Annotated in this window: 12 protein-coding genes; 9 read left to right on the top strand and 3 right to left on the bottom strand. The window is 39.7% G+C overall.

The window, feature by feature from the left end; translation table 11 throughout:
* Positions 1 to 66: 66 nt before the first annotated feature.
* Complete coding sequence (locus tag E6C50_RS14225; RefSeq protein ID WP_136403899.1) at positions 67 to 618, top strand: hypothetical protein; 552 nt, start codon at positions 67 to 69, stop codon at positions 616 to 618.
* On the opposite strand, the gene E6C50_RS14220 is transcribed toward E6C50_RS14225, so the two are convergent.
* Both E6C50_RS14220 and E6C50_RS14215 read right to left on the bottom strand, forming a co-directional pair.
* Complete coding sequence (locus tag E6C50_RS14220) at positions 602 to 952, bottom strand: hypothetical protein (RefSeq protein WP_136404025.1); 351 nt, start codon at positions 950 to 952, stop codon at positions 602 to 604. The genes E6C50_RS14225 and E6C50_RS14220 overlap by 17 nt on opposite strands.
* Positions 953 to 954: 2 nt before the next feature.
* The gene (locus tag E6C50_RS14215) at positions 955 to 1,929 is read right to left on the bottom strand and encodes a polyprenyl synthetase family protein (protein ID WP_136403898.1); all 975 of its coding nucleotides are present in this window, start codon (positions 1,927 to 1,929) and stop codon (positions 955 to 957) included.
* 137 nt (positions 1,930 to 2,066) lie between these two features.
* On the opposite strand from E6C50_RS14215, the gene E6C50_RS14210 reads away from it, so the two are divergent.
* From E6C50_RS14210 to E6C50_RS14195, 4 genes are read left to right on the top strand one after another with little or no spacing between them, the layout of a single operon-like run.
* Positions 2,067 to 2,666, top strand: a complete 600-nt coding sequence (locus E6C50_RS14210) for a TetR/AcrR family transcriptional regulator (RefSeq protein ID WP_136403897.1) — start codon at positions 2,067 to 2,069, stop codon at positions 2,664 to 2,666.
* 7 nt (positions 2,667 to 2,673) lie between these two features.
* Positions 2,674 to 4,008, top strand: coding sequence for a TolC family protein (locus tag E6C50_RS14205; protein ID WP_136403896.1), 1,335 nt, complete (start codon positions 2,674 to 2,676; stop codon positions 4,006 to 4,008).
* A gap of 12 nt (positions 4,009 to 4,020) precedes the next feature.
* Positions 4,021 to 5,085, top strand: a complete 1,065-nt coding sequence (locus tag E6C50_RS14200) for an efflux RND transporter periplasmic adaptor subunit (protein WP_136403895.1) — start codon at positions 4,021 to 4,023, stop codon at positions 5,083 to 5,085.
* 48 nt (positions 5,086 to 5,133) lie between these two features.
* Positions 5,134 to 8,307 carry an efflux RND transporter permease subunit gene (locus E6C50_RS14195; protein ID WP_136403894.1) on the top strand — a complete coding sequence of 1,058 codons (3,174 nt, stop codon included), beginning with the start codon at positions 5,134 to 5,136 and terminating at the stop codon, positions 8,305 to 8,307.
* A 126-nt stretch (positions 8,308 to 8,433) separates the two neighbouring features.
* Here the strand turns inward: E6C50_RS14195 and E6C50_RS14190 are convergent, their stop codons facing one another.
* Positions 8,434 to 8,781: a toxin-antitoxin system YwqK family antitoxin gene (locus tag E6C50_RS14190; RefSeq protein ID WP_136403893.1), complete on the bottom strand. Its 348-nt coding sequence runs from the start codon at positions 8,779 to 8,781 to the stop codon at positions 8,434 to 8,436.
* A gap of 230 nt (positions 8,782 to 9,011) precedes the next feature.
* Here E6C50_RS14190 and aspS point away from each other — a divergent pair, with 230 nt between their 5' ends.
* From aspS to E6C50_RS14170, 4 genes are all read left to right on the top strand, one after another.
* A complete protein-coding gene (gene aspS, locus E6C50_RS14185; protein ID WP_136403892.1) occupies positions 9,012 to 10,763 on the top strand; it encodes an aspartate--tRNA ligase in 1,752 nt (583 codons plus the stop codon).
* A gap of 173 nt (positions 10,764 to 10,936) precedes the next feature.
* Positions 10,937 to 11,137, top strand: a complete 201-nt coding sequence (locus tag E6C50_RS14180; protein WP_136403891.1) for a cold-shock protein — start codon at positions 10,937 to 10,939, stop codon at positions 11,135 to 11,137.
* 237 nt (positions 11,138 to 11,374) lie between these two features.
* Positions 11,375 to 11,740: an NADH-quinone oxidoreductase subunit A gene (locus E6C50_RS14175; protein ID WP_136403890.1), complete on the top strand. Its 366-nt coding sequence runs from the start codon at positions 11,375 to 11,377 to the stop codon at positions 11,738 to 11,740.
* A gap of 65 nt (positions 11,741 to 11,805) precedes the next feature.
* On the top strand, positions 11,806 to 12,357 hold the full coding sequence (locus E6C50_RS14170) for an NADH-quinone oxidoreductase subunit B (RefSeq protein ID WP_136403889.1): 552 nt from the start codon (positions 11,806 to 11,808) through the stop codon (positions 12,355 to 12,357).

The raw sequence follows: 12,357 nt of genomic DNA, 5'->3' as shown, positions 1-12,357 counted from the left end.
AAGTACGACAATTGTAATAATCTTTCAATGTTTTTCATACTTTTATGTCATAAAATATTCCTAAAAATGAACATCAAATCAAGCATCAACAGTTTTTTAACAATCTTTTTGAGTTGTGTCTTTTATTTAATGATGACTTCTACATTAAAAGCACAAGTTTATCAACAAACAGCTCAAAAAAGTGATTTCTGGCAACGCGTGCGGTTTGGAGGCGGTTTAGGACTAAACTTTGGGAATAATTTTACAAATATCAACGTTGCCCCGAGTGCCGTCTATCAGGTGAACGAATATTTCGCAGCCGGAATCGGTCTTAGCGGGAGTTATGTCAAACAAAAAAACTACTACGATTCCTATATCTACGGCGCGAGCATTATCACCCTTTTTAACCCACTACCGGAAATACAATTATCAGCCGAACTCGAGCAACTTCGCGTGAATAATACCTATACACAATTCAATCCGCATATCGAAGATGATTTCTGGAATACCGCATTATTCCTGGGCGCGGGGTATCGTGTAGAAAACTTTACCATAGGGGTACGCTACAATGTTTTGTTTAAGGAAAGTAACAATGTGTATAGCGAGGCATTTTTACCTTTTGTCAGAATTTATTTCTAAACCAGACTTTTTGCCATTCGCGTTTTAAAACCAGAAAAGCTACCTGTTCGGCCAATTCCACCAGATCGGAACCGTCCAGACTTTTGATCTGTTCTTCCGGAACATCGATAATATACAATAGGTTCAGGTATTCGGCAAATTTAAACTGAATTAACTGGTAGATTTTATCGTGTAACCGCACTTTTAAGTCGATTGGCGCAATCGAAACGTCAAAATCCAGACTTTCATTGGCCAGGTTAAAGTCTTTATTGACCTGCTCTACCAGTTTTAGATACAAGTCTTCTTTTTGTGCTTCCGAAAGCAGTAAATCGGTATTTAAGGGCGCTACAAACATCATTATACCTGTCGTTTCATCAGGTTTTCCCCGAAATCTTTTAGTTCCTGTTTTTTCGCTTCGGAAATATTCATTTTTTCAAGGGTCTCAAATGCTTTTAATGTATACATCGCAATCGCTTCCTGCGTCACTTTGGCCGCACCCGTTTCGATAAAAATAGTTTTAACCGATGCAATTTTATCGCTATTGTCTACCGGCTGAATCGAAAACAAATGTTGCAATTCGGCTTTGGTTCCGGCATTGGCAAATTCCAGTGCTTTTAAATACAAATAGGTTTTTTTGTTTTCAATAATATCGCCACCAACCTGCTTACCAAAAGTCAGCGGATTGCCAAAAGCATCCAGATAATCGTCCTGCAACTGGAAGGCAATTCCCAGATTTAATCCAAAATCGTAGATCAGATCGGCATTTTCAACGGTTGTTTCCGCTACGATCGCGCCCATTTTCATGGCCGCTCCTACCAACACGGCAGTTTTGTATTCGATCATTTTCAGGTATTCCGGAATCGTCACATCGTCTCGCTGTTCGAAATCAACATCCCATTGTTGTCCTTCACAAACCTCCAAAGCGGTTTTACTGAACAGCCTTGCAAGGGCTGAAAAAATACGGGGTTCATATTGTTCAAAATATTGATAGGCCAGAATCAGCATTGCATCTCCTGACAAAATCCCGGTATTGATGTCCCACTTTTCGTGAACCGTTTCATTTCCTCTTCGCAACGGCGCATCGTCCATGATATCGTCGTGAATCAGTGAAAAATTATGAAACAACTCCACTGCGGTTGCCGCAGCCATTGCCTGATTCGCATCGGTATCGAAAATTTCTGCCGCCATCAGGGTTAAAACCGGTCGCATCCGCTTTCCTCCCAACGATAAGATATAGACTATCGGGTCGTATAAATTCCTCGGTTCTTTTTCGATCGAAAGTTTTGAAAAGTATTCTGCAATGAGCGTCTGATAATAACTTACTGGGTGCATGCCTGATATTTTTGGCTAAAGTAACGCAAATATCCGCGCCGTCAAAGCAAAAAATTTATGTTAAAATATCGTAAAAACTTTGGAAACTTTTTTAGTATTAAAAGTTTCCTTTATACATTTGCCGAAATTTTTTGACCATGAAAAACGAAATTTTAGAGAAAGCATCCGACATGTTTATGAATCTAGGCTTTAAAAGTGTGACGATGGATGATATCGCTTCTGAAATGGGTATTTCAAAAAAAACCATTTACGAACACTATGCCACAAAAGTGGAATTAGTCAAAGCGGCGACTATTTTTATTTTTGATAAAATATCATCGGGTATTGACCAGATCTGCGCAATGGGCAAAAACCCAATCGAAGAATTATTTGATATCAAAGACTATGTTCAACACACCATAAAAGAAGAAAATTCTTCGACCATATTTCAGTTACAGAAATACTATCCTAAAATACACGATTGTTTAAAATCGATGCAATTTGAAAAAATGGATACTTGTGTGATCGACAACCTGAACCGCGGCAAAGAAGCCGGTTTATTCCGTCAGGAAATAGATGTCGAGTTTATTGGACGTATTTATTATACCAGCGCAATGAGCACGATGGACATTGAATTGTTTCCGGAAAAAATGTACACCCGTAAGGAACTGGATGAAAAACTGCTGGAATATCACGTTCGCGGTATTGCTACTCCCAAAGGAATTGAAATCTTAGAAAAATTACTCATTAATCAATAAACATCATATGAAAACAAGAATAACAATTGCGTTATTATTTTTTGCCATTGTCTCCCAGGCTCAGGTACAGCGTTTGTCATTAAAAGACGCTCTGAAATATGCTTTGGAAAATAAAGCCGACGCCAAAAAGGCCAAGCTGGAAGTGGAAAACAGTAATCACAAAATAGCCGAAGTGCGTTCCCGTGCCTTACCGCAAATCAGTTTGAACGGAAGCCTTACCTATAATCCTATTTTACAGCTAAACGCCTTACCAGGTGATTTCTTCGGACAACCGGGTACTACTATTTTAGCACCGTTAGGACAAAAATGGAATTCGGTTGGAGGCGCTTCCCTAACTCAGAATATTTTCGATTATTCGGTGTTTACAGGTTTAAAAGCAGCCAAATCAACACGTGAGTTCTATCAGGTAAATGCACAGTTAACCGAAGAGCAGGTGATCGAAAAAGTAGCTAATGCTTACTATCAGGTATTTGTACAAAAACAAAAACTTAACACGATCGACAGCACATTGGAAAACACCACCAAAGTGCGTAACATCATCGACGGTCAGTTTAAAAACGGATTGGCTAAAAAAATCGATCTGGATCGGGTAAATGTTAAATTGATCAACCTAAACTCAACAAGACAACAGTTAGTCAATGGGGTACAAATGCAAGAAAACTCCTTAAAGTTCCTAATCGGTTTACCGGCTTCTACACCTATCGAAATCGTAAAAGAAGACATTCAGGTTAAACCGTTTTTAAACGAAACACCATCGGTTACCAACCGTTCCGAATATCAATTACTTGAAAAACAAAAAACACTTTTAAAATATCAGAAAGAGTCTTTTGTAGCCGAGCATTATCCAACGCTTTCGCTTACTGCCAACTATAACTATATCGGTCAGGGACCTGTGATGCCTTTGGGCGCCAAACCTGCCGATGGCGTATACTGGTCGGATTTCTCAGCGATCGGATTAAACCTTAGAATCCCTGTTTTTACCGGTTTTGCTACACGTTCTAAAGTAAGACAGGCGGATATTAGCCTACAAAAAATCGAAGAAGATCTGAAAGATTCGCAACTGGCTTTAGGATTGGAATTTGAAAATGCCAAATCGCAATTAAACAATAGTTTGATCACAATCAATAACCAAAAAGAGAATGTGACGCTGGCCCAGGAAGTTTTCAGCAACACCAAAAACAATTACGTTAACGGACTGGCTTCATTAACCGACCTGTTGGATGCTGAAAATGCATTAACAGAAGCAAAAAACAACTATACTTCTGCCTTATTGGAATACAAATTGGCCGAAATTCAGATCATCAAGTCCAAAGGAGAACTAAAAACACTTTTAAATCAATAACCATCAATCAATATGAAGAAGAAAATTATCACAGCAGTCGTTATATTAGGTTCTTTAGGCCTGATCGCTTATGTGTTAAGCAGCAATAAAGCAAAGAATGAAGCCAAAACAGCCGTGGTAGCCGAAACGAATGCAACCGTGGTTGTAAAGATCGATACCGTTAAAACACAACCCGTTTCACTGGATTTCGTAGCCAATGGAAATTTCTACCCTTCACAGGAATTAAACTTTTCGGCTGAAAACTCCGGACGTGTCACCAAAGTACTGGTTGACGAAGGGACTCCGGTACGTATCGGACAAACGTTAGCAATTATCAAAGCCGATAAAATCAACGTGGATTTACAGAATGCGGAAGCATCGTATCAGAATGCTGCTACCGACGCACAACGTTTTGAAAGCGCTTATAAAACCGGCGGGGTTACCAAACAACAACTGGATCAGGCGAAACTGGCGCTTGCCAATGCCAAAGCGCATTTGCAACAAGCCCGAATCACATTGGGTGATGCCAGTATCAAATCGTCTATCAACGGAATCGTAAACAAACGTTTTATCGAACCGGGATCGGTAGTTTCGCCAGGAACTCAATTGTTTGAACTGGTAAACGTATCGACATTAAAATTAAAAGTAACGGTAAGCGAAGATCAGATCGCCGGACTTAAAATCGGTTCTCCGATTAAAGTAAAAGCGAGCGTTTATCCGGATAAAGAATTCAACGGTAAAATTACATTTATCGCGCCAAAAGCTGATAGCAGTCTAAACTTCCCGGTAGAAATCGAAATCACAAACAATGCCGGAAACGACCTGAAAGCAGGTATGTATGGCACCGCTTTATTCGCATCATCAAGCGACAAAACACCATTAATGATTGTACCGCGTAATGCATTCGTAGGAAGTGTGAGTGCCAATCAGGTTTTTGTAATGCAAAAAGACGGAACGGCTAAAATGAAAAATGTAACCGCTGGAAGAATCATCGGAGAAAAAGTGGAAATCCTTAACGGATTAAGCAATGGGGATATTGTGATCACCAGTGGTCAGATCAACTTAACTGATGGTGCAAAAGTTACGGTTTTAAAATAGTTAGGTGTTGCCTCGAGACAACATAAGACTTAAAACTTAAAGAAATATATGAAATTAGCAGAAATATCCATAAAACGCCCGTCACTAATTGTCGTTCTCTTTACGATTCTGACATTAGGAGGGTTATTCAGCTACGGCCTTTTGGGTTACGAGTTGATCCCGAAATTCGAAAATAACGTAATCAGTATTTCGACCATCTATCCCGGTGCTTCTCCCGGCGAGGTGGAAAATACGGTGACCAAAAAAATTGAGGATGCGATTTCCTCTTTGGAGAACATTAAAAAAATTGACTCCAAATCGTACGAAAGTTTATCCGTTGTAGCGATCCAGTTAAACAATAATGCCAATGTAGATTATGCTTTAAATGACGCGCAACGTAAGATTAACGCCGTGTTGAGTGACCTTCCGGACGATGTAAAACAACCGTCATTAAGTAAGTTCTCTTTTAGTGATTTACCCATCATGACCATTGCGGCCAATGCCAAAATGAACGAGGCCGAATTTTTCGACTTAATCGATAAAAAGATCAGCCCGATTTTATCCCGAGTAAATGGTGTGGCGCAGATCCGTCTGATTGGTGGTCAGGAGCGTGAAATCCAGGTAAACATGGATGCCAACAAAATGAAAGGCTATGGTTTATCGATTCCGCAAGTACAACAAGGAATCCTTACGTCCAATTTGGATTTCCCTACCGGAAGTATTCAGACACGTGATCAGAAAATTTTGATCCGTTTGGCGGGTAAATATAAAACGGTAGATGAATTACGAAATCTGATTGTATCCGATAATAAAGGCGTACAAATCCGTCTTATGGATATCGCCGATGTACAGGATACCCAAAAAGACGTGGAGAAAATTGCTCGTGTAAATGAGAAAAATGCAATCATCCTTCAGGTAATCAAACAATCCGATGCGAATGCTGTGGAAGTGAGTGAGAATATTCAGGCTTTACTCAACAAGCTACGTGTCGATTATAAAGAGCAGCAGTTGCAATTGGATATCGCCAATGACAGCTCGGTGTTTACACTTCAGGCAGCCGATTCGGTTATTCACGATTTGATTCTTGCGGTTATCCTGGTAGCCCTTGTAATGTTGTTCTTCCTTCACAGTGTACGTAACTCCCTGATCGTTATGGTATCGATTCCGGCTTCGTTAATCGCGACGTTTATCGGATTTGTATTCCTTGATTATACGCTAAACTTAATGAGTTTATTAGGTCTTTCACTTGTAGTAGGTATTCTTGTGGATGACGCGATTGTGGTATTGGAGAATATATACAGGCACATGGAGATGGGTAAAAACCGGGTTCGCGCCGCTTATGATGCGACGTCCGAGATCGGTGGAACCGTAGTTTCGATTACCTTGGTTATCGTGGTGGTATTCTTACCGATCGCGATGAGTACCGGATTGGTATCGAACATTATCACACAGTTCTGTGTGACCGTAATTATCTCAACCTTATTATCGTTACTTTCTTCCTTTACCATTGTACCGTGGTTATCGTCTCGTTTCGGTAAACTGGAGCACATTGAAGGTAAAAACATGTTTGGACGTATCATTTTAGGTTTCGAAAAAATATTAACCCGTTTTACAAACTGGGTAAGTGATATCCTGGTTTGGTGTTTAGGTCATAAGAAAACGACCTTAGGAATTGTTGCCGGTTTATTCTTTGCCTCCTTATATATGGTTGCCGGTGGATATGTAGGTGGTGAATTCTTTGCGCGTTCGGATGCTGGTGAATTCTTAGTGCAAATTGAAATGCCAAAAGATGCCTCATTGGAACAAACCAACTTTATGACGCAAAAAGCAGAGGATTTCCTTAAAAAACAAAAAGAAGTAAAAAGTTTGATCACCACTGTAGGACAAACCAGTGAAGGTTTTGGTGGTACACAAGCTACGGCTTATAAATCGGAAATCCGTGTGAAGTTAGTCGATCAGGATCAACGTGAGGATGACTCCTATGTATATGCGGCGAAGACCAAACTGAAAATGCAAAACGTTTTGGTGGGTCCGAAAATCAAAACCGTAGGTATGAGTATCATGGGTACTGCCGAAGAAGCACCATTGGCGTTGGTAGTTACCGGTACGACTTTAGATAGCGCAATGGTTTTTGCCAAAGCAGCCGAAAAAGAATTGTATAAAATTAAAGGCGCTTCGGAAATTAAATTATCGGTTGAAACCGGAAACCCGGAAGTAAACGTTCAGGTAGATCGTGATAAAATGGCGGCTTTAGGGCTAACATTACAAACGGTGGGTATGACGATGCAAACGGCTTTTAGTGGAAATACCGATGGTAAATACCGTGCCGGAGAATACGAATACGATATCAATATCCGATACAATACTTTCGACAGAAAGAACATCAACGATGTAAGTAACCTTATCTTCGTTAATAATAAAGGAGAACAAATCAAATTATCACAATTTGCTACGGTAAAAGAAGGATCCGGACCAAGTCAGTTGGAGCGTCGTGATAAGAGTGCTTCGGTTACCGTTCAGGGACAAACCGTAGGTCGTCCTACTGGTACAGTAGCGGCGGAATGGCAATCGGCTTTCGAAAAATTACACAAACCAACCGGAGTAAACTATGTTTGGAGTGGTGATATGGAAAACCAGACCGAAGGTTTCGGTACCTTAGGATTTGCATTATTAGCAGCGATCATTTTGGTTTACCTGGTAATGGTGGGACTTTACGACAGTTATGTTCACCCGTTCGTAGTATTATTCTCGGTTCCGTTATCGTTTATCGGTGCGTTACTGGCCTTAGGTTTAACCAACAACTCGTTGAATATCTTTACCATCCTGGGGATCATCATGTTGATCGGATTGGTGTGTAAAAATGCGATTATGTTGGTCGACTTTACCAACCAGCGTCGTGCGGCAGGTGAATCAATTCACGATGCCTTGATTCAGGCGAACCACGCGCGTCTTCGTCCGATTTTGATGACGACCATCGCGATGGTATTCGGTATGTTACCGATCGCATTGGCTTCGGGTGCCGGTGCTGAGTGGAAAAATGGTTTAGCTTGGGTAATTATTGGTGGTTTGATCAGTTCGTTATTCCTGACCTTGGTTATCGTTCCGGTAATCTATGACATTATGGAGAAAATCGTTCATAAATTCTCAAAAGGTAAAGCAACCGATTACGCACAGTTGATGGTAGAAGACTATGTTCCAAACGAAGTAAGTGAGGACGGTTTTACACCAACACACAAAATGTAAACAAACAAAGCAATTTAAACTAAGAATGGCGGTTATGAAATTTCATAACCGCCATTCCTCATTTAGAAGCGAACCCTATTAAGGTCATGCGAACAGTATTAATTTTTTTTGAAAGTCAAACCGTAATTAATTTCTGTTTACTAACGCTTCCTGTTTCCAGTTTTTGATATCGGAAATTCTGCTGTTGGAATAATCGACTTCACTTAACGTCGCTTTATTCCAGAAAAACCATTTTCCGGTTTTTTGTCCGTCTGCATATTCTCCTATCGCCTGCTTGGATCCGTCTTCGTTAAACGAAGCCCATTTTCCATGCGGTTTTGCATCTTTGTAAAAGCCTTCCTGTTTCAACTGACCATTATCGTAATAATAGGTCGCTTTGACTAAATTACCGACAATCTCATATTTAGGTTCTACATTTTGAGCGAAAATCACTCCAGAAAACAGCAACAATCCGGCAATTAAGTTCTTTTTCATAGCTTTGGTTTTTAAATAGTTAATCAATTTCAAATCAAATTTAAAAAACATATTTACAATTTCAAAACTTTCAGTTAACAATTTCATAACATTGCAGTTAAATTTAACATTGGAAGCCTGTTTTAAGGCGATTCCGATTCCTTTTCACCATTTTATTCCGCAGAAACTTTAACCTATTGACTTTAAACTTGAAACAAAAAACCTAAATTTGCGCATAAATTTTTTAAGAAATGTACAGAAGTCATAATTGTGGAGCGTTACGAGCTTCCGATAGCAACAAAGAAGTTACTTTAGCCGGATGGGTGCAAAAAACACGTGATAAAGGTTTTATGATATGGGTGGACTTACGCGACCGTTACGGAATTACACAATTAATTTTTGATGCCAACAGAACAAGTCCTAAAGTTTTTGAAAAAGCAAAAACATTAGGTCGTGAATTTGTGGTTCAGGTAAAAGGAACTGTAATCGAACGCGAATCCAAAAATCCAAATATGCCAACCGGTGATATCGAAATTTTGGTAACCGAATTAAACGTATTGAATACTGCTTTAACACCTCCGTTTACCATCGAAGATGAAACTGATGGTGGTGAAGATATCCGTATGAAATTCCGTTATCTGGACATTCGTCGTAATCCGGTAAAAAACAATTTGTTGTTCCGCCATAAAGTAGCACAGGAAGTACGTAACTACTTGTCGGCACAAGACTTCTGTGAAGTAGAAACACCTTATTTAATTAAATCGACTCCGGAAGGTGCGCGCGATTTCGTAGTGCCATCCCGTATGAACGAAGGGCAGTTTTACGCTTTACCGCAATCGCCGCAAACTTTTAAGCAGTTATTAATGGTAGGTGGTATGGATAAATATTTCCAGATCGTAAAATGTTTCCGTGACGAGGATTTAAGAGCCGACAGACAACCGGAATTTACACAGATTGACTGTGAAATGGCTTTTGTAGAACAGGAAGATATTCTGGATACTTTCGAAGGACTAACCCGTCACTTATTAAAAGAAATAAAAGGTATCGAAGTAGACAAATTCCCACGAATGACCTACGATCATGCCATGAAAACCTACGGTAACGACAAACCGGATATCCGTTTCGGAATGGAATTCGGAGAATTGAACGACGTAGCACAACATAAAGAATTTGCCGTATTTAACGCGGCCGAATTAGTAGTAGGTATCGCCGTTCCAGGTGCTGCAAGCTATACCCGTAAAGAAATCGACAACCTGATTGACTGGGTAAAACGCCCGCAAATTGGTGCGTCCGGTATGGTTTACTGTAAATACGAAGCCGATGGTTCATTAAAATCGTCGGTAGACAAATTCTACGATCAGGACGATTTGGCCAATTGGGCAAAAGCGACCAACGCCAACCCGGGTGACTTAATTTTAGTTTTATCCGGTCCGGCACACAAAACCCGTACGCAATTAAGTGCCTTACGTATGGAAGTAGCAACCCGTTTGGGATTGCGTAAATCCGATGAGTTCGCACCGTTGTGGGTAGTCGATTTCCCACTTTTGGAATGGGACGAAGAAAGTGCCCGTTTCCACGCGATGCACCACCCGTTTACCTCTCCAAAACCAGAAGACATGCATTTATTAGACACCGATCCGGGTAAAGTGAGAGCCAACGCCTACGATATGGTATTGAACGGAAATGAAATTGGTGGCGGATCAATTCGTATTCACGATAAAGAAACACAAAAATTAATGTTTCAGCATTTGGGATTCTCCGATGAAGAAGCTAAAGCACAATTCGGCTTCCTGATGGATGCGTTCCAATATGGCGCGCCTCCACATGGTGGACTGGCATTTGGACTTGACCGACTGGTTTCAATTTTAGGCGGACAGGAAACGATTCGCGATTTTATTGCTTTCCCGAAAAACAATTCCGGTAGAGACGTAATGATTGATGCGCCTGCAGCGATCGACAACAAACAGCTCGAAGAATTATCGATAAAATTAGACCTTAAATAACACAGTAAAGCGGAGTAACTTCCGCTTTTTTTTATCGATTTAAAAAAATATTAACACTAATTTAAAGTCCTCAAAATTTAAACATTTTTGTTTGTTTTTTTTCATCAAAAACTTGCTTGTGTTAAAAAAAAGTATATCTTTGAGTATTATTAATTATTTTTTATTATTACACTATGCGAACAGGCAAAGTAAAATTTTTTAATGAATCCAAAGGTTATGGATTTATTACTGACGAAGAAACTGGAAAAGACATTTTTGTTCACGCTACTGGTATTAAAGTTGAAACTTTAAACGAAGGTGACAAAGTTTCTTACGAAGAAGAAGACGGAAGAAAAGGTAAAGTAGCTGCTAAAGTAGTAGTTATCGAAGACTAATATATATATTAATTTTTGGTTACCTAAATGGACTAAGCCGCTCGTAACCGAGCGGCTTTTTTATATTTTCACTTTCCCTAAAAATAGTTCCTCAAAATTCTATTATTTATATTTAGTCTAAATATGTTTTGCATTTATGACAGAAAACAACGGCAAATTGATTAAAAAATAAGATTGCTTATCCCGTTTAGGAGTGTATATTTGTGAATTATTTCCAGAATTAAGAGAACTAAAATCATGCAAACAAATCAAATTGATTACATTCCAATAGTGATGCAATCACTACTAGCTATCGGGTTTGTGGTTACAACGATCATAATTTCAGGGCTATTAGGCCCTAAAAGACACTCTCAAAACAAGGACAAAAACTTCGAGTGCGGTATCGAATCTGTAGGAAACGCCCGTATTCCTTTCTCCGTTAAATACTTTTTAGTCGCCATATTATTTGTTCTTTTTGATGTTGAAGTAATCTTCATGTATCCTTGGGCTGTGAATTTCAAAGCCATGGGTGTGGAAGGTTTTATGAAAATGGGTATTTTCATGACACTTCTTGTCGTAGGTTTCTTCTACGTAATCAAGAAGAAAGGATTGGAATGGGAATAAAGAATTCAAAATTTTAATCGGTCTCAAAAACACCTGGGATACTTAAAGTTTAAAATAATAAAACGATGAGTGATACTTCAAAATATAAAACGGTAGACGCACCGGAAGGATATGCCGGTGAAGGTTTCTTTGCTACCAAATTGGATTCCGTTGTCGGATTAGCCAGAGCCAATTCGCTATGGCCTTTACCTTTTGCAACTTCTTGCTGTGGTATTGAATTTATGGCTACTATGGCCGCTCACTACGATGTGGCACGTTTCGGATCGGAACGTATGAGTTTCTCACCACGACAAGCCGATATGCTTTTGGTTATGGGTACAATCGCTAAAAAAATGGCCCCTATCTTGCGTCAGGTATACGAGCAAATGTCTGAACCAAAATGGGTAATCGCCGTGGGTGCCTGCGCTTCTTCAGGTGGTGTATTCGATACGTATTCTGTTCTTCAGGGAATCGATAAAGTAATTCCGGTTGACGTATATGTTCCCGGATGTCCGCCAAGACCGGAACAAATTCTGGATGGTATTATGCGACTTCAGGAAATCGTTAAGAGTGAATCGGTTAGAAGAAGAAGTTCCGACGAATATAAAGATTTATTAGGTTCTTATAACATCAAGTAA

The organism is Flavobacterium supellecticarium, assembly GCF_004801375.1.
Taxonomy (GTDB): Bacteria; Bacteroidota; Bacteroidia; order Flavobacteriales; family Flavobacteriaceae; genus Flavobacterium; species Flavobacterium supellecticarium.
This window is presented reverse-complemented; position numbering and strand designations above follow the sequence as displayed.